The organism is Nocardiopsis sp. FR4 (genome assembly GCF_009830945.1).
Taxonomy (GTDB): domain Bacteria; phylum Actinomycetota; class Actinomycetes; order Streptosporangiales; family Streptosporangiaceae; genus Nocardiopsis.
This window is the reverse complement of record NZ_ML776454.1, coordinates 474,023-491,865: the sequence shown is the minus strand read 5'-3', so window position 1 is coordinate 491,865 and position 17,843 is coordinate 474,023. Positions and strand designations below refer to the sequence as shown.

At 74.9% G+C, this 17,843-nt stretch carries 12 protein-coding genes; 3 read left to right on the top strand and 9 right to left on the bottom strand.

Features of this window, described 5'->3' with window-relative positions:
• The first annotated feature begins 145 nt into the window (after window positions 1-145).
• Together FYW95_RS02075 and FYW95_RS02070 are read left to right on the top strand one after the other, a co-directional pair.
• The gene (locus FYW95_RS02075; RefSeq protein WP_159940171.1) at window positions 146-2,236 is read left to right on the top strand and encodes a glycosyltransferase; all 2,091 of its coding nucleotides are present in this window, start codon (window positions 146-148) and stop codon (window positions 2,234-2,236) included.
• 68 nt (window positions 2,237-2,304) lie between these two features.
• Complete coding sequence (locus FYW95_RS02070) at window positions 2,305-3,963, top strand: glycosyltransferase family 2 protein (protein WP_370462343.1); 1,659 nt, start codon at window positions 2,305-2,307, stop codon at window positions 3,961-3,963.
• Between the two features lie 74 nt (window positions 3,964-4,037).
• On the opposite strand, the gene FYW95_RS02065 is transcribed toward FYW95_RS02070, so the two are convergent.
• From FYW95_RS02065 to FYW95_RS02050, 4 genes are all read right to left on the bottom strand, one after another.
• Window positions 4,038-4,493, bottom strand: a complete 456-nt coding sequence (locus FYW95_RS02065; protein WP_159940173.1) for a MaoC family dehydratase — start codon at window positions 4,491-4,493, stop codon at window positions 4,038-4,040.
• 195 nt (window positions 4,494-4,688) lie between these two features.
• Complete coding sequence (locus tag FYW95_RS02060; RefSeq protein ID WP_160049908.1) at window positions 4,689-5,822, bottom strand: enolase C-terminal domain-like protein; 1,134 nt, start codon at window positions 5,820-5,822, stop codon at window positions 4,689-4,691.
• A 391-nt stretch (window positions 5,823-6,213) separates the two neighbouring features.
• Window positions 6,214-7,335, bottom strand: a complete 1,122-nt coding sequence (gene ald, locus FYW95_RS02055; RefSeq protein ID WP_159940177.1) for an alanine dehydrogenase — start codon at window positions 7,333-7,335, stop codon at window positions 6,214-6,216.
• A 161-nt stretch (window positions 7,336-7,496) separates the two neighbouring features.
• The gene (locus FYW95_RS02050; protein ID WP_160049907.1) at window positions 7,497-8,816 is read right to left on the bottom strand and encodes an amidohydrolase family protein; all 1,320 of its coding nucleotides are present in this window, start codon (window positions 8,814-8,816) and stop codon (window positions 7,497-7,499) included.
• Window positions 8,817-9,184: 368 nt separating this feature from the next.
• On the opposite strand from FYW95_RS02050, the gene FYW95_RS02045 reads away from it, so the two are divergent.
• Entirely contained in the window at window positions 9,185-11,359 is a 2,175-nt protein-coding gene (locus FYW95_RS02045) for a bifunctional copper resistance protein CopD/cytochrome c oxidase assembly protein (protein WP_159940181.1), read from the top strand.
• Window positions 11,360-11,553: 194 nt separating this feature from the next.
• On the opposite strand, the gene FYW95_RS02040 is transcribed toward FYW95_RS02045, so the two are convergent.
• The 5 genes from FYW95_RS02040 to FYW95_RS02020 all read right to left on the bottom strand — a co-directional run bounded on the left by FYW95_RS02040 (window position 11,554) and on the right by FYW95_RS02020 (window position 17,810).
• A complete protein-coding gene (locus FYW95_RS02040; RefSeq protein WP_160049906.1) occupies window positions 11,554-11,979 on the bottom strand; it encodes a hypothetical protein in 426 nt (141 codons plus the stop codon).
• Window positions 11,980-12,036: 57 nt separating this feature from the next.
• The gene (locus FYW95_RS02035) at window positions 12,037-15,018 is read right to left on the bottom strand and encodes an AAA family ATPase (RefSeq protein WP_160049905.1); all 2,982 of its coding nucleotides are present in this window, start codon (window positions 15,016-15,018) and stop codon (window positions 12,037-12,039) included.
• Window positions 15,018-16,163 (bottom strand): exonuclease SbcCD subunit D, encoded by a 1,146-nt coding sequence (locus tag FYW95_RS02030; RefSeq protein ID WP_159939770.1) that lies wholly within the window; start codon window positions 16,161-16,163, stop codon window positions 15,018-15,020. The genes FYW95_RS02035 and FYW95_RS02030 overlap by 1 nt, the downstream gene beginning before the upstream one ends.
• Before the next feature lie 74 nt (window positions 16,164-16,237).
• Entirely contained in the window at window positions 16,238-16,897 is a 660-nt protein-coding gene (locus FYW95_RS02025; protein WP_159939772.1) for an O-methyltransferase, read from the bottom strand.
• Between the two features lie 199 nt (window positions 16,898-17,096).
• A complete protein-coding gene (locus tag FYW95_RS02020; protein WP_159939774.1) occupies window positions 17,097-17,810 on the bottom strand; it encodes a metal-dependent hydrolase in 714 nt (237 codons plus the stop codon).
• Between the last annotated feature and the right edge of the window lie 33 nt (window positions 17,811-17,843).

Here is a 17,843-nt window from a genome sequence, read left to right as displayed (position 1 = left end):
TGGCCCGGGGCGCGGAGGGGGGCGGTGTGTCCGGTGTTCCGACACACCGCCCCCGGCGACCTCGAAAAGTGTCATCCTGACTACTCTGAGTGTTTGGAACTGGAGTCGGCGCGGCTCCGTCTTCCCACACCACAGAGGTCGCCCGATGATCACCTCCGTACTCCGCCAGGCTCTGCGCACCCGAGGCAGGGAACCCGCGATGCTGTGCCACACCGGGTTCCGGCCGGGCGGCTGCGAGCACCTCGCCCGGCTGCGGCTCCGGGACGGCGACGGCCTCGTCGACCTGGACGCGCGCCCCATGGGACGGGCCGTCGGGGCCGGGGGCGCCCCGGAGGGGGGCGGAGCGGTCGGCCTGCTCGCCGTGGTCGCGGCCAGCCTCACCGACCTGCGCCGCTGCCTCACCCTGGCACCGCACCTGCCGTCAGCGGTGCACCTGGTGGTGGCCGTGCCCGACAGCCCCGGCCACCAGGGGCCCCTGCTGCCCGCGCCGCCCGGCGGTGACGAGTGGCACGGCCTCCACGAACTGCGGGTCCGCCGGGCGGGACGGCGCGGCTGGGTCTGCGAGCTCTTCTTCCCCGACGCCACCGACACCGCAGTGGCCCTGCACCAGCTCCTGCGCGGAACGGGCGGACCGCGGCGCGGCCCCGCGGCCGTCCCCCTGGCGGGGCTGCACGGGCCCGAGGGGGCCCTGTGGCGCTCCGGTGACGTCTCGGCCCCGGGCCTGAGCGCCACCGGCCCGGTCCCCCTGCGCCGGGTCACCCCCGTCGCGGACCTGGCCGTGCGCACCCACGACGGGACCCCCCTGCCCGGGTGGGAGGACGACGCCGTCCCCTGCCTGGACGTGGCGACCACCTCCGCGGAGTCCTGGGAGGGCCGGGGCCGCGCCGCCGCCGACTCCGCGGCCGGTCCGGGGACCGGGCCCGTGACCGCGCCGGACGCCGGCTCCGGGGCCGCCGCGGTTCCCGGCGGGGGCCTCCCTCCGGGCCCGGGCCGGGCGGTCATCACCGACCTGGTCGCCCCCGTCGACGAGCGGGTCGTCAACCCGTGCGGTTTCACCCGGGGCGCGGACGGCCCCATGGGCGACCTGACCGTCCACGGCGGCCAGGCCGTCCTCCGGGACGGGGACACGGTCCTGGCCACCCTCCCCTCCGACGGCACGGTCACCGACCTCGACGTCGCCCGCGCCCGCTACCTGCGCGGCGTCCGGGTGGACTGGTCCGGACACAGCGGCCCCGCGGCCGCGGTCCGTGCCGTGGCCTCCCTCGCCGCGGCGGGCGTCCCGTTGGTCAGCGGCCCCGTGCCGGCCTGGACCGCCGCCCTCGGCCGCCCCCTGGCGGACCTGCTGACCGGGGTGGGGGAGGAGGCGCTGCGCGACCCGCTGGTGCGCGAGGAGCACAGTGTCCGCCTGCGCCGAGCGGCCCTGCGCGACCACGGACTGCTCACCCGCTGGCGCCTCCTGGGCGGGCTGGGCGGTGTCCCGCTGCCGCCCGAGCCCCGGGTCTCCGTGCTCCTGTGCACGCGCCGCCCCGAGATGGTGGGCTTCGCGCTCGCCCAGATCGCCCGCCAGCGCCACGTGCGGATGGAGGTGGTGCTCACGCTGCACGGCTTCCCGGCCGACCTGCCCGAGGTCCGCTCCGCCGTCGCCGCCTTCACCGCGGCACCGGTCACGGTCCACGAGGCCCCCGCCGACCAGGTGTTCGGCTCGGTGCTCAACGACGCCGTCGACCGCGCCTCGGGCCAGACCGTCGCCAAGTGGGACGACGACGACTGGTACGGCCCCGAGCACCTCGCCGACCTCGTCCTGGCCCGGACCTACTCCGGGGCCGACCTCACCGGGTGCAGCCCGGACTACGTCTACCTCGGCGAACTCGACGCGACCGTGTGGCGGGACTACCGCTCGGAGATCCCCTGGCCCCACGTGGCGGGCGGAACCATGCTCACCGACCGCTCCGTCCTGGAGGAGACCGGGGGGTTCCGCCCACTGCCCCGGGCGGTCGACAGCCAGCTCCTGCTGGCCGTACGACGCGGCGGCGGGCGCGTCTACCGGACCCACGGCCTGGGCTACGTGCTCCGCAGGGCGGGGGAGGGCCACACCTGGGCGGAGGAGACGGACTACTTCCTGCGCAGGAGCGCCGGGCAGTGGTCCGGCTGGCGGCCCAGCGCCCTGATGGAGGGGGAGCCCGCACCCCTGGGGCGCACCGACGGAGTGAGCGAGTACACGGGAGGACACCGTTGAGCACCTCAGAGAGCGCTCCCCGCCCGGGGCTGGTCCCGGAACGGAGCCGCGTGCGGCCGAGTACGCGGATCGAGACCGCCGTCACCGGCTCCTCCCGGGAGCCCGCCGGGCCCGTGCTGTGGCGCAACGACTACACCCCCCTCCGGCCGCCGGAGCTGGGCGGCTGGGAGCCGGCGCTGTCGGTGTCGGTGGTGGTCCCCGCGCACGGCCACCCGGACAAACTGGCGATGGTCCTGGCCTCCCTGGCCGGACAGAGCTACCCGGACCACCTCATGGAGGTGGTCGTGGTGGACGACGGCTCGCCCGAGCCGCTCACCCTGCCCCCCGTGCGGCCGGAGAACACGGTGCTGATGCCCTCGGCCCCCGGGGGCTGGGGCTCCGGGCACGCCGTCAACACGGCTGTGGCGGCCTCCTCCGGGGAGGTCGTCCTGCGTCTGGACGCGGACATGCTGGTCTACCGCGAGCACGTCGAGTCGCAGATGCGCTGGCACCACCTGGTCGACTACGCGGTGGTGATGGGGCACAAGCTGTTCGTGGACTTCGACCCGGCGGCGATGACCCCGGAGTACGTGGCCGAGGAGGTGCGCGCGGGCCGGGCAGCGGAGCTGTTCGACCGCGAGAGCGCCGACCCGCACTGGGTGGAGCGGGTCATCGACCGGTACGACCGGCTGCGCACCGCCGACCACCGGGCCTACCGGGTCTTCGTGGGCGCCACCGGCTCCCTGCGCCGCGAGCTGTTCGACCGGGCCGGGCGCATGGACGCCGAGGTCGTCCTCGGCGGCGACAGCGAGTTCGGCCACCGCGTCGCCCAGCAGGGTGCGGTCTTCGTGCCGGACCTGGACACGAGCAGCTGGCACCTGGGCCGTTCGCAGATGCAGTCCCAGCGCGAGGCGGGGACCCGGTTCCGGATGCCGTACGTGGCCAACCGCGTGCCCGGCTTCCACCTGCGCCGCAAGTGTCCGCGGCGGCAGTGGGAGGTTCCGCTGGTGGAGGCGGTGATGGACGTGGCGGGGGCCGGCCTGGAGGAGGTGGACGCCACCGCGTCCTCCCTGCTGTGCGGGGACACCCCGGACATCCGGCTGTGGTTGGTGGGCCCCTGGGAGCGCCTGGGGGACGAGCGCAGGTCACCGCTGGAGGAGGAGCACCTGGATCTGCGGCTGGCCAGGGAGGCCTTCCGCGGCGACCCCCGGGTGCGGTTCACCGGGGCCGCTCCCGAACACGACCCCCGGACGCCCTTCCTGCTGCGGGTGCCGACCGGGGTCCGGCTGGCCTCCGGGGCGCTCGCCGAACTCGTGGGGGCGGCCGACCACACCGGGGCCGGGCTGCTGTGCTGTCTGCGGCCCGGGAGCGCGAGCGGGGAGGGGGCACTGCGCCTGGAGCGCGTCTCCGCCTACGCCCGGGCCCGGCACCTGTCGCCCGAGCTGACCGGCGAGGAGCTCGACCGGCTGGTGGAGCGGGTCTGCGGGCTGCGGTGGGTGGGCGGGGAGGGGGTCTTCGCGGCCTCCTCCGCCGCGAACTCCGCGGGGAGGTCCGCCAGGAGGTCCGCCAGGAGCTCCGCCGCGGGGGAGGCCGGGAGCGACGCGGACGCCCGGGAGCTGCGCCGACGGCTGGAGCAGGCGGAGAAGGAGGCCAGGAGGCTGCGGCGCCGCGCGGAACGGGCCGAGCGCAAGCTGCGCTGGTTCACCCCCGACCTGACGCGCCGGGTGCTGCGCCGGATCGCCCGCTGAGACCGGTGCCGCGCGGCCGGTGCCCGGAGCCCGCAGCCGGGTCCCGACCGCGCGGCTGAGGGCCCGGGGACTCCTCAGGGAACCCAGAGGCCGAGGGACTCCGCGACCAGGGCGGGGCGCTCCTGGCCCTCGATCTCCACGGTGTGGGTCGTGGTCACCAGGTAGCCCTTGGGGGTCTCCTTCACCGAGGTGAGCTCGATGCCGTCACGGATGCGCGAGCCGGAGACGACCGGCTGCAGGAAGCGCACCTTGTTGAGCCCGTAGTTGATGGACATGCTGGGCTTCTTGGTCAGCGAGATGGCCGACTGGGAGAAGTGGGCCAGCATCGACAGGGTCAGGAACCCGTGTGCGATGGTGCCGCCGAAGGGGCCCCGGGCGGCCCTCTCCTGGTCGACGTGGATCCACTGGTGGTCCTTGGTCGCGTCGGCGAAGAGGGAGATCTGTTCCTGGCCGATGGTCACCCAGTCGGTGTGGCCCAGGTGCTCTCCCTGGGCCGCGATGACCTCGTTGATGTCGGCGAATACGCGCACCGCGCCTCCTGGTCGTGGGGTCCGGGCGTGGGGGCCGGACGGTGCCGCAACTCTACCTAACACTGTTCGGTTATGGGGAGGGGGCCGGCGGTTCCCCGCAGAACGGCCGTGCCGCGGGGGAGCGGTGAGGGTGTGCGGGCGGTCGGGGGCACGGGGCGGTCCGGGAGGCCCGGGGCGGCCGCCCCGGAACCGGTGTCAGCGCCGCCGTTCGCGGCCCCGCAGCAGCTCGCGGGTGCCGTCGGCGTCCACCACCAGGGCCAGCGCGGTGCGCTCGGCCACCGCCGAGCGGTCCACCCCGTGCCCCAGACCGCTCTCGGTCAGCGGGACCGGCACCACGCCGTCGTGCGCGCGTACCGGTGGCAGCACCAGGTCGCGGCCGCGGTTCCCGGCCCCGGGCATCTCCACCGGCAGGGCCGCCCCCGTCAGCGAGGCCAGGGCCACCGTGGCGGCGCGGCCGATCCCCGTCACCGCCGACGAACCGCACCAGACCTGCCAGCCCGCGTCCACGGCCCGGTCCACCGCGCGGCGGGCCGCCGTCAGGCCGCCCAGGCGCACCGGGTCCACGTTCACCGCGTCCCCGGACTCCTCGCGGATCGCCTCGGTGAGGTCCTCCACCGACTCCAGCGAGCGGCCCAGCGCCACCGGGGTGCGCAGTTCGGCGGCCAGGCGGCCGTGCGCCGCGAGGTCGTCCGGGGCGAAGGGGTCCTCGATGGCCAGCAGGCCCAGGCCGTCCATCGCGCGCAGCGCGTCCAGGTCGGCGGGGGACTCGGTGTAGCGGCCGCCCGCGTCCACCTGCAGGACCAGGAACGGAAAACTCGTCTGCACCGCGCGCACCACGTCGGCGTCCCAGCCCGGTTCGACCTCCAGCCTGATCCGCCGGAACCCCGCCCCCACCTGGCGGTTCACCTCGGTAACCACCGATTCCACGCTCACCTGGCGGGTCAGGGTCACCCCCGCCGTGAGCGCGGTGCGCTCCCCGCCCAGGGCGTGTGAGAGCGGAGTGGAGCGCTGGCGGCTCCACAGGTCCCAGCAGGCGGTGTCCAGGGCACCGGCCACGGCCGGGTCCCAGGGCAGGTCGGCCCAGGCCTCACCGGCCTCCGTGGGGCGGCGCCAGGAGTGGTGCAGCAGGGCGGGGGCGAAGGCGGAGGTCAGCGCGTCCCACCGGGCCCGGGTGGCGTGCGGGAGCTCGCCCCAGCCGCTGACGCCCTCGTCGTCGGCCACCCGGACCAGAACGGGGCCGTCCGCGCCCCGGCCGCCGGCCTGGGGGCGCAGTCGGATCAGTTCGAGTTCGACGATCCGGGTCACGGTCGCCGAGCCGGTGTGTGCCACGCTGTCCCACCTCGGTGCTCGTCCTCCCGGGCCCGGCCTGCGGACCGGACGCGGGCTTTCCTCTCGACGGTACCCGTGCCCGACCTGCGCGACCACCCCGAGCCGCGCGCCGTCGGCACTTCCCCTCAGCTCTCGGGGGAGACCCGCGTGAGCCCGGCGCGCTCCCCGGCGTGGGAGCGGGGGCCACGTCCCCATGAGCAGCCGTTGGAGGACGGCCCCGTGGGCCAGGCCGAAGAGCGCCCTGCCGATCTGCCCGGGGGCCTCGGCCGAGCCTGTCCGCCTCCTGCCGGGCGCGCACGCCGGAGCCGTCCACGGCACGGCCGTGGACGGCTCCGCTCACACTCGGGGGGAGGGACGGCCGCGGCGGCCGGAGGGCCGCCGGGGCGTGCGGTCAGCCCGTGGCCAGCACCTCGTCCAGCGGGCGGTGCTTGAGCCCGTGCGCCTCGGCGACCGGGGCCGAGACCACGTCGCCGTCGAAGGTGTTCAGGCCCCCGGCCAGCGCCTCGTCCTCGCGCAGGGCCCGTTGCCAGCCCTTCTCCGCGAGCGCCAGCGTGTAGCGCAGGGTGTCCTTGGTCAGCGCGTGCGTGGAGGTGTTGGGCACCGCGCCGGGCATGTTCGCCACGCAGTAGAACACCGCGTCGTGCACCTGGAAGGTGGGGTCGGCGTGCGTGGTGGGACGCGAGTCCTCGAAGCAGCCGCCCTGGTCGATGGCGATGTCCACCAGCACCGCGCCCGGACGCATCCGCGACACCAGCTCGTTCGACACCAGCTTGGGGGCCTTGGCGCCCGGAACCAGCACCGCGCCGATCACCAGGTCCGACTCCAGCACCGACTGCTCCAGCTCCAGGGCGTTGGACACCACGGTCCGGACCCGTCCCTGGTAGAGGGCGTCCACGTGGCGGAGCTTGTTCACGTTCAGGTCCAGCACGGTCACGTCGGCGCCCATGCCCACCGCGATCTGCGTCGCGTTCAGGCCGGACACGCCCGCGCCGATCACGGTCACCCGGGCCGGGCGCACGCCCGGGACCCCGCCCATCAGCACGCCGCGGCCGCCGTTGGGGCGCTGAAGGGTCACCGACCCCACCTGCGGGGCCAGGCGGCCCGCGACCTCCGACATCGGCGCCAGCAGCGGCAGCGAGCCGTCCGGCAGCTGCACGGTCTCGTAGGCGATACCCGTCACCCGCCGCTCCAGCAACGCGTCGGTGCACTCGCGCGAGGCGGCCAGGTGCAGGTAGGTGAAGAGGGTCTGGCCCTCTCGCATGCGGTGGTACTCGGCGGCGATGGGCTCCTTGACCTTGAGGATGAGCTCGCCCGCGGCCCACACCTCGTCGGCGGTGTCCAGGATGCGGGCGCCCGCCGCCTCGTACTCGGCGTTGGGGATGGAGGAGCCCAGACCCGCGTCGCGTTCGACGACCACCTCGTGGCCCCGGCTGACGAGTTCGTGGACTCCCGCGGGAGTGATGGCCACCCGGTACTCGTGGTTCTTGATCTCGCGGGGCACGCCGATGCGCACGGTTCCTCCTACTGCCTGCTATCTCCGTTGATACCCCCACTGTGACCTGCGGAGGTACCTCGGCGCCATCGCCAACATGCATGGCTGTCGGTGGCCTTGTTGACAGTGTGTAAGCCGACTGTGTGGGATGGGACACGGGGTGGCGCCCGTGATGGGCGGGTTCACACCGAGGTGTCCCGGTGCGGTCGTCCGCTCGTCTCCCCCCTGGCCCTCGCCCTTCCCGGCTCCCCCGTCTCTCCCGCCTCCTCCGGTGGTGGCGGGCCCGCGCTCCGCGGAGCACGCGTGTGTCCCAGGACCCATACCCGCTCCACCCGTCCCCGCAGCACCCTGCCCGCGTAGGGACTCGGATCCGTTCCGGGGACGGTGACCCGGGCGTCGGGGTCGAAGGCGACCAGGTCGGCGTCGTGACCCGGTGCGATCCGCCCCTTGCCGCCCAGGCCCAGCAGGTCGGCCGGGCCCCGCGAGGTCCACCGGACCAGGTCCGCCAGACCCCGGCCGCGCCGGTGCGCCGCCGTCCACAGCGCCGTCAGACTCCACTCCAGGGTGTACAGCCCGTGGGCGGGCAGGTGTCCGGACCCGACCGTGGTGATCGCCGGGTCCGGGGCCAGCAGCGCGCTCCACAGCGCCTTGCGGTTGGCCTCCGAGCGCACCGGCGGCCGACAGGCGTGCGCGGGCGACCCCGGCTCCAGCGCCTCGGCGGGCAGGCAAAGGTAGTGCGGGCACGTGTGGGCGGACAGGGACACCCCGACCGACCCCGCCGCCGCGAGCAGGGCCGCGCACTCGGCCGCGGTGAACGGGCCCACGTGCGTACGCGCCCCCACCACGCGGGCCGCGGCGATCACCCGCTCCAGTCCGCGCCGCTCGGCCCGGGGCGGCCGGTGCTCGGCCGCCACCGGCGGGGTGCCCAGCTCCGCGGCGTCCTCCGCGTGCACCAGGAGGACGCTGTCCAGCGCCGCCAGTTCGGCCATGGCCTTGCGCAGCCGCGCGTCGCTGAGCGCCGACAGGTCCGGGGCGCCGCCGTCGGAGAGGGAACAGGAGAAGGCCACCGCGCCCGCCGCCTGCAGGTCGGCCAGGTCGAGAGGGCTGGTGTCGCGGGTGACCCCGCCCAGGAACAGTACGGAGACCGCCGCGCCCGCCGCCGCGCGCTGGTGCGCGCGCAGAGCGTCCGCGCAGACGAGGGCGGGCCGCGCCGGGGCGGGGGAGGCCACCACGCAGGTCACCCCGCCGCGCAGGGCGCTCTCGCCCACCGCGCGGTAGGACTCCGGCAGGTCCCGGCCCGCGGCGTGCACGCCGGTGCCCAGGTCCACGGCGCCGGGCAGCAGCGCCACGTCGCCGAGGTCGGTCACCTCGCGCGCGGGCAGGTCCGCGGAGTAGGCGTCCACCACCTCGATCCGGCCGCCGACCACCCCGACCGAGGCGGCCGCGACCCCCCGGGCGGTGACCACGCGCCTGGATCTGACCACACTGTCGAACACGGTCATCGCCGTCCCCTTCTACGCTCGCGACGAGAGGGTGTGCTGTGAGGAGCCACGGGAGGGACCGCGGCGTGGGGGCGTCGAACGGCGAGGCAAGCGGGAGGACCGACGTCTCGACTGGCTCCCGAGCGTAGCGCGAAGGGCCCCTCCGGGGCCGGGAAACGCCATATTTCCCGGGTTCGCGGAGCCCGCGGCCGGGTGGGAACGCGCATCGCGGCGCCCGAGTCCGACGCTGTGTAGTAGACGGCTAACCTTGGTTGGGGCGCTCCTCCGTACCCGGCCCCGACCGCCTGACCGGGCAGTTCGGCGGCGGTGCCGCGGCCGGGGGGCGCCGACCAGCCATCGGACAACGAGATCGACGACGGAAGTGGCGCGTGGCTCCTCCCGCACAGAACCCGAAAGCACTCCCTCGGGAGCACCGTGACAACACTCCGGGCCCGGAGCGGTTCCCGCTCTTCGCCGCGGTCGCCGCAGCGGTGTGCCTCGTCGGACTGGCGCTGACCCTGCTGCTCGGCGGCGCCGCCTTCCCCGAGGTCATCCCCGGCCTGCCCGACGCCGGTGAGGCGGTCCGCTGGGGGATGCCGCTGGCCAAGGTCACCATGAACGCCTCCGCGGTCGTGGCCGTGGGCCTGCTCCTGGTCGCCGCGGTGCTGCTGCCCTCGGAACGGGGCGCCCTCTCCGCGCAGGCTGTCGGCTACGTGCGCGGCGCCAGCTGGGCGGGGCTGGTCTGGGCCGTGGCCGCCGTGCTGGCCCTGTACTTCCAGGCCTCGGAGTTCCTGGCCAGACCCGTGGGCCAGGTCTCCGTCGACGAGGTCACCGCCTACGCCGGATCGGTCTCCGGCGGTATCGCGCTGATGTTCGTCGTCCTCCTCAGCACCGGTATCGCGCTGTTCGGCCGCACCGCCACCACCGCCACCGGAGCCGTGTGGCTGCTGGTCCTGGCCCTGGCCGCCCTGACGCCGCCCGCGCTGACCGGCCACTCGGCCTCCTCGGGCGCGCACGAGCTCGCCGTGACCGGGCTGGCCCTGCACGTCATGGCGATCAGCGTGTGGGTGGGCGGCGTGGTCGCGCTCACCTACCACGTGATGCGCCGCGACGCCCAGGAACCGGCGGTGGCCGCCCACCGGTTCAGCCGCCTGGCCCTGTGGGCCTACGTCGGCGTGGCGATCAGCGGCGCGGCCAGCGCGCTGGCCCGCCTGTACTCCTTGGAGGAGTTGGTCACCACCGAGTACGGACTGATCATCCTGGTCAAGATCGTCCTGTTCCTGGTCCTGGGCGCGTTCGGCTACCTGCACCGCGAGTTCGCCCTCAAACGCCTGCCCGACGCGGCGGCCGGGGGCTTCCAGCGGTCGCTGTTCCTGCGGGTGGCGCTGGCGGAGATGCTCGTCATGGCCGCCGTGGTCGGCGTCTCCGTGGGTCTGGGCCGCACCGCGCCGCCCCCGCCGCTGGAGAGCACCGTGGACCCGGCCGCCGCCATCCTCGGCTTTCCCGTCCCGCCGCCCATGAGCGCGCAGACGCTGCTCACCCTGTGGCGCCCCGACCTGTTCTTCATCATGTTCGTGGTGGTAGCGGGCGGACTGTACGCCGCCGGTGTGACCCGGCTGCTGCGCCGGGGCGACACCTGGCCGGTCGGGCGCACGGTGGCCTTCGCGGCGGGCCTGCTGACCATCGTCGTCGTGCAGCTGAGCGGGTTCGCCACCTACGCGATGGTGCTGTTCTCCACGCACATGATCCAGCACATGGTGCTGGCGATGCTCACCCCCATCCTGCTCGTGCTGGGGGCCCCGATCACCCTGGCCCTGCGCGCGCTGCGGCCCGCCGCGCGGCGCGGGGACCGGGGGCCGCGCGAGTGGCTGAACCTGTTCCTGCACAGCGGCTACTCCAAGGTGGTGACGCACCCGGCGGTCGCGGCCCCGCTGTTCGTGTTCAGCCCCTACCTGCTGTACTTCACCCCGCTGTTCGGCATGCTGATGAACGACCACCTGGGTCACCTGGTCATGGGCGTGCACTTCCTCCTCACGGGCTTCCTCTTCTACTGGATCATCGTGGGCGTGGACCCGGCCCCGAGGAAGTTCCCCTTCCTGCTGCGCATCCTGCTGCTGCTGGTGGCGATGGGCTTCCACGCCTTCTTCGGCATCACGATCATGATGCAGTCGGCGCCGCTGGCCATGGAGTACTACGGCCAGTTCGACGTTCCCTGGCTCCAGGGCCAGGCCGAGGACCAGTACGCGGGCGGCGGCGTCGCCTGGGCGCTGGGCGAGATCCCGACCGTGCTGGTCATGATCGCGCTGGTCTGGCAGTGGTCGCGCGACGACGAGAAGCAGGAGCGCCGCCGCGAGCGGCACAGTCGGCGCGGCGGCTCCGACGACGCCGACATGGACGCCTACAACGCCTACCTGGCCGAGCTGGACCGCCGCTCGCGGGCCGCGGGGGCGGCCCCGGCCAGGACCGGAGCGGGCGGCGCGCAGGCCGGCGGGGACCCCGAGGCCGCCGAGCAGCCCGAGGCGACCGGGGACGCCGCGGGCTCCCAGGAGCGCGACGGCGCCTGACCCGGTGGGCCCGGTGGTCCGGGGTCCCGGGCTGGGCCCCGCGCGCCGGGCCCGGACACGGACCGCGATGAGGCGGAGGCCACCGGGAACAGCCGGGGTCGGCCATGCGAACGCCCCCGCGCCCGGAGACCGGGGGCGGGGGCGTTCGAGCGCGGGAACGGACGGTGCGGTGCGGGGCGGGTCCAGTCCGGCCCTCAGACGAGCAGGGCGGCCAGGCCCGAGCCGAGCAGACCCAGGGACACGCAGACCAGCAGGCCGACGGCCAGCACGGGCAGGGACGGACGCAGGGAGGCCAGGGCGGACCGCTGACCAGCGAACCGGCGGCGGGCCACCACCGGCAGCAGCGCCACGTTCATCGCGTACACCACGGCGGCGACGCAGGTGGCCGTGGCGAACGCCGTCCAGAAACCGACCCCCGCCGACAGGGAGTTGACCGCTGCCAGTGTCGGAAGCGCCACGAGCAGGAGCACCGAGACGACCCCGAACGCCCCGCGCACCACGGGCGTGGCCCCGCGCGCGCTCCCCGAGACCACGAGGAGCAGACCGACGAGGGCGGCCATCATGATGGCGCCCACGATTCCGAACACGGCGATGTTGACCAGCGAATTCACGCCGCTCATTGTCGCACCGTCCCCGGGGGGCCCGGATCCGGGGTGGCCGGACCCGGGGGAGCGCGGTCAGCCCACGTGCTCCACCCGCGAGCCCGCGGCGGTCTTGACCACCCGCAGCCGCGTCGACACGCGTTGGCGCAGGTCGGCCACGTGGCTCACCACGCCCACGGCACGGCCGCCGTCGCGCAGCCGGTCCAGCACGTCCAGGACCTCCTCCAGGGTGTCCTCGTCCAGGGTGCCGAACCCCTCGTCCACGAACAGCGTGTCCATGTCGGCCCCGCCCGCCTCGGCGCTGGCCACGTCGCCCAGGCCCAGCGCCAGCGCCAGCGAGCTGAAGAAGGTCTCCCCTCCCGACAGCGTCGCCGGGTCGCGCTCCACACCCGTCCAGGCGTCGACCACCCGCATGCCCAGCCCCCCGGCCGAACGCGCCCGCCCGTCACCGGCGGCCTTGTCCACGGTGTACCGCAGCTCGTAGCGGCCGTCCGACATCGTCACCAGGCGGTCGTTGGCGGCGGCCACCACCTGCTCCAGCCGTGCGGCCAGCACGTACGCGGACAGGCGCATGTTGTCGGCGTTGTCGGGGGAGGTGCCCGCGGTCAGACCGCGCAGCCCCTCGGCCACGGCGTAACGGCGCAGCACCGGTTCCGAGCCCGCCAGGCACCGGCCGAGTTCGACGCGCAGGTCGGTGAGCCGCCGCGCGCGCCCCGCCAGCATGTCCCGCCAGCTCACCGCCCGGTCGGCGGCCACCGACGCGGCCTCGGCCGCGGCGGTCAGCGCATCCAGGTCGGGCACGGGTCGCTCCTCCGCCGAGACCAGGTCCGGGTCGGCCAGGGCCGCCCGGGCGGCGGCCAGCCGGTCGTCGAAGGAGCGGGCCCGCTCGCGCAGCGAACGCCGCTCCCGCTCCTCCAGCGCGGCCTCCCACACCTGTGCCTCGTCGGCGAACCGGGCCTCGGAGCACGCCCGCTCCGCCTCGGCGGCGGCGGTGCGCAGTTCCTCGGCCGCCCGGTCGCGGTCGACCACGGCCTCTGCGGCGGCGCGCAGCTCCTCGGCCTCACCGCCCAACCTGGCGATCCGCTCCCGCAGCCCGGCGTCCTCCCCGCGCGCCCGGTCCAGCAGCGCGGTCAGCCGGTCGTGCTCGCGCAGGTCGGCGTCCCGCCGCACCGTGGCCTCGCTCTCCTGGCGGACCAGGTCGCCCTCCAGGCCCCGGGCGCGCTCCAGGTCCTCCTCGGCCCGCTCCAGCTCCTCCTGCACCCGCTGCGCCTCGCCCGCGGCGGCCCGGACCTCCGCCAGCGCCTCCGCGTGGGCCGCGACCTCCGCGCGGGCGGCCTCCGGGGTGCGGCCCTCGGCCCGCTCGGCGGCGGCCGCGCGCCTCTCCCGCAGCGCCACGACCTCGTTCTCCGCCTCGGTGCGGCGCGCGGCGGCGGTGTCGGCCGCGGCCTGGGCCCGCCGCTCCTCCTCCGCCGACACCAGCCCCTCCGCGCTCGCCAGGGCGGGGGAGGGATGCTCCACGGAACCGCACACCGTGCACGGTTCGCCGTCGACCAGTCCGGCGGCCAGTTCGGCCGCCATGTGGGCGATCCGGCGCTCACGCAGGTCCAGGGCGCGGTCCCGGGCGGCCTGGGCCGAGTCCACCGCCGCGCTCTGCCGCTCCAGCGCCGCCGCCAGCTCCCGGCCCAGCCGTTCGTGTTCGGCCGCCGCGTCCCGGCGCCGCTCGGCGGCGGCCAGGGCGGTCTCGGCCGCCTCCGTCTGGACGGCCTGGTCGCGCCACCGGCGCAGCTCCTCGGCCAACCGCTCCACCCGGGGCGGAAGGGAGGCGATCAGTTCGCGCTGGTGCTCCAGCCGCCTGCCGATGTCCACCAGACGCTGGTTCACCGCGGTGACGGAGCGGCCCAGTTCCCGGCGGCGCTCGGCCTCCGCGCGCAGCCCCTCCAACCGGGCCAGCTCGTCCCGGCGCTCCCGCTCGGCCGCACCCAGTAGCTCCCGGGTCGGCCCCGTCCCGCCGGCGGCCGCCACCAGCCCGCTGACCAGGGCCCAGCGCTCGGTGACGGCCAGCTCGGCCTTGTCCAGTTCGACGCGGCGCCGGTCGCGGGCGCCCAGGAAGGGCAGCACCGACTCGGCGCGCTCGGCGGCCTCCAACCGGGACTCCAGGTCCGCGCGCCACCGGGTGTGCTCGGTGAGCCGGGCGAGCTCCTGACGGGCGGCCGCCAACCGTTCCTGGCGGGCGCGCAGCTCACGCCCCTCGGCCAGGGCGGCGCGCGCGGCCTCGCGGGCGCCGGTGAACCCGGCCGCCACCGCCTCGGCGTCGCGCGCGGTCGCGGCGGTGACGCAGGCCAGGTCGGCGGCCCAGGCGGACAGCTCCTCGGGCAGGCCGGGAGCCTCGGAACGGCCCACCTCGGCGATGCGCCCGGCGACCGCGCGCACCCGTTCGTCGGCCGTCTCCACCTCCCGGCGCAGTCTGTTGGCGTGCCCCTTGAACCACTCCTCCACGTCGCGGAACATCCGGGTGTTGAAGATCCGCTCCAGGGAGTCGCGCCGCTCGTCCGACTTGGCGCGCAGGAAGCGGGCGAAGTCGCCCTGGGGCAGCAGGGCGGTCTGGCAGAACTGTTCGAGGGTGAGCCCCAGCAGGTCGCCGACGAACTGCCCGGCCTCGTCGGGGCGGTTGGTCACGCCCTCCCAGCGCCCGTTGAGCCGCTCCTGGACGACGACCTTGGCGTTCTCGGTCCTGGTCCCGGTCCCGCGCTTCTTGGGCCGCTCCCAGCGCGGACTGCGCTCGATACGGACCCTGCGGCCCCGCACCGTGAACTCCAGGGTGATGCGGGGGAGCCGGTCCGGGGGAGCGTGGTCGCTCTTGGGGGAGCGGTCCTTGCCGCGCGCGCCCGGCACGCTGCCGTACAGGGCGAAGCAGACCGCGTCCAGCACGGAGGTCTTGCCCGCGCCGGTGGGACCGTGGATGAGGAAGAGGCCGCCCGCGCTGAGCCGGTCGAAGTCCACCTTCTCGGTGCCCGCGAAGGGGCCGAAGGCCTCGATGGTGAGGGTGTGCAGCCGCATCAGAGCGCCCCCTCCTGCAGCCGGACCTGTTCGACGGCGGCGTTCACGAGGGCCTCCTCCTCGGGGGTGGCGGGGGTGCCGCGGACCCATTCGACGAAGTCGGCGATCACCTGGCGCTCGCTGCGGTCGGTGACGGGGGCGGCGACCGGGCGGGCGTCGGGGTCCGCGCCCTCGGGGGCGAACTCCAGGACCAGCGTGTGCGGGAAGCGCTCGCGCAACCGGTCCATGGGGTGGGCGGGGCGGCGCGGGTCGGTCAGCGTGACCTGGAGCCAGTGGCCGGTGTAGGCCTCCCACTCGGGGCGGGTGAGCAGGTCCTCGATCCGGCCCCGCACGCGGGCGAGCGGCCGGGGGACGGGCGCCTCGGCGAACTCGGCGCCCGCCAGGCCCTCCGCGTCCAGGTCCACCACCCAGTAGCCCTTGACGTGGCGCTCCTCGGAGAAGGAGTACGCCAGCGGGCTGCCCGGGTAGCGCACGGCGGGGGTGATGGTCTGGCGTCCGTGCAGGTGGCCCAGGGCGGCGTAGTCGACCCCGTCGAAGACGGAGACGGGCACGTGGGAGGCGCCGCCCACGGAGATGTCGCGTTCGCTGTCGGAGGGTTCGCCGCCGGCGACGAAGGCGTGCGAGAGCACCACCGAGCGGGTGCCGGGGCGCTCGGCCAGGTCGGCGCGCACCAGGTCCATGGCGTGCCCCACGGCCGCCGCGTGGCCGCGTTCGGGCAGGTCCCAGTGGTGGCGGGCGATCTCCGGTTCCAGGTAGGGGATGCAGTAGAAGGCGACCGGACCGTGCTCGTCCTCGATCACGACGGGGGTGCCGATGCCGTCCAGGGAACTGCGCAGGTGGACGCCGGAGGCGTCGATGAGGCCGGTGGCGAAGGACATCCGCGCCATGGAGTCGTGGTTGCCGCTGATGAGGACGGCGCGGGCCCCGGTGGCCCGGATGCGGCCGAGCGCCCGGTCGAAGAGCCGGACCGCGTCCACCGGGGGCAGGGCGCGGTCGTAGAGGTCACCGGCCACGACCACGACGTCGATCCGGCGTTCGCGGATGGTGTCGACGAGGTGGTCGAGGAAGGTGGCCTGGGCGTCGAGGAGGTTCTCCCGGTGGAAGGAGCGGCCCAGGTGCCAGTCCGAGGTGTGCAGCAGGCGCATGGCACTGGACACTACCGAAGAACCGCGCGCGGGCGGTGGTGTTCGCACGCGGTCGGCCCCCGGGGAAGTCCGGGTCAGTGCTTGCGCGCCAGGGTGAGGCCGTCGCCGATGGGCAGCAGGACCTGGGTGACGCGGTCGTCGGCGACGAGGCGGTCGTTGAACTCGCGGATGCCCCGCACCCGCGGGGAGGCGTTGTCGGCGTCGACCACCCGGCCGTGCGAGAGGGTGTTGTCGGCCAGGACCAGCCCGCCCGGCCGCAGGCGCGGGACCAGTTCCTCCCAGTAGCCGACGTAGCCCTCCTTGTCGGCGTCCACGAAGGCCAGGTCGAACTGGGGCTCGGGGGCCAGAGCGCGCAGGGACTCCAGCGCCGGGCCGAGCCGCAGGGTGATCCGGTCGGCCACCCCGGCGCGCTCCCAGTGGCGCCGGGCGACGGCCGTCCACTCCTCGCTGATGTCCAGGGCCAGCAGGCGGCCGCCCTCGGGCAGGCCGCGCGCCAGGCAGAGGGAGGAGTAGCCGGTGAAGGTGCCGATCTCCACGGCGTCGCGGGCCCCGCTGATCCGGGTGAGCAGCGTCATGAGGGTGCCCTGCTCCGGTCCGATCTGCATCCCCGTGTACTCGGGGAAGAGGCGCGCGGTCTCCTCGGCCAGGTCGGCCAGCACGTCGTCGACGGGCTCGCTGTGGTCGGAGATGTAGGACTGCAGCTGCGGCGTGATGCTTTCCGTGGTTCGAGTCACGCCGCCACCCTAGGGCAGGGACACGCGGTCGCGGGCGGAGGCGCGGCGTACCGGCGCCGTGCCTCCCCCCGTCCGGGCCGTTCCGCCCCGGTCGTCCCGGTCCCTCCACCGCCGGGGAGGAGCCCCCCGGCGGCCCTCCTCACCCGGGCGGCGGGCCCCGAAGGGCCGGAGGGACGGTCTGCGGGCCCCGCGGCCCGCCTCAGTAGTCCGGCAGCAGGGTGGGCCAGTCGAAGAGGTAGATCGTCCCCACGATCACGCTCACGGTCAGCAGGGGGGTGACGAACTTCTTCTCCACGGGGCCGTCGGTGGCGAAGCCCTTGCCCTGGCCGAAGCGCCTCTTGTAGAAGGGCCAGAAGATCGGCACGCCCATCTTGGTGATCATGTCGCCGAAGAAGTGCAGCACCACGCCGAAGGCCACCGCCAGGCCCAGCCAGCTGTAGTTCACCCCCGAGGCGAACAGCGCCAGCGTGATGCCCGCCGTCCCCATGGCGTTGATGACGCCGGAGGCGACGCGGTTCTTGTCCAGGCCGAAGCCCAGCCCCTGCAGGGCGATACCGATCAGCAGGAACACGAACACCTGGACGGCCATCTCCGACCACAGGGCCAGCAGCTGTACCAGCACGCCCATGAGCACCGCGAAGAAGAACGAGTGCGTTCCCATCCGGTGGCCGCCGAAGAGGAAGCCGAGCATGTCGCTCAGCGTCTCGGTGACCCTGCCGTAGGTCTTGGTCACCGTGGCGCTCTTGTGGTCCAGATCGGGCAGCAGGGCCGCGCCGGCGCAGACCAGGGAACCGGCGATGATCTCACCGGGCCCCAGGTGGAAGCTGAGTCCAAGGAATTCCCTGCCCTGGACCAGCGGAACGACCGCCATCCAGCCGACCACGCCACTCAAGGCGTGCGAGTGCCCCATCATGGCCGGAACCGTAGCGGAGTACGGCATTCACTG

What these genes read in the sequence shown, in the direction of transcription:
- FYW95_RS02075 (WP_159940171.1), top strand. Translation starts at nt 146, where the DNA reads ATGATCACCTCCGTACTCCGCCAGGCTCTGCGCACCCGAGGCAGGGAA.
- FYW95_RS02050 (WP_160049907.1), bottom strand. Translation starts at nt 8,816, where the DNA reads ATGACCGTGTTCGACAGTGTGGTCAGATCCAGGCGCGTGGTCACCGCC.
- FYW95_RS02040 (WP_160049906.1), bottom strand. Translation starts at nt 11,979, where the DNA reads ATGAGCGGCGTGAATTCGCTGGTCAACATCGCCGTGTTCGGAATCGTG.
- FYW95_RS02035 (WP_160049905.1), bottom strand. Translation starts at nt 15,018, where the DNA reads ATGCGGCTGCACACCCTCACCATCGAGGCCTTCGGCCCCTTCGCGGGC.
- FYW95_RS02030 (WP_159939770.1), bottom strand. Translation starts at nt 16,163, where the DNA reads ATGCGCCTGCTGCACACCTCGGACTGGCACCTGGGCCGCTCCTTCCAC.
- FYW95_RS02020 (WP_159939774.1), bottom strand. Translation starts at nt 17,810, where the DNA reads ATGATGGGGCACTCGCACGCCTTGAGTGGCGTGGTCGGCTGGATGGCG.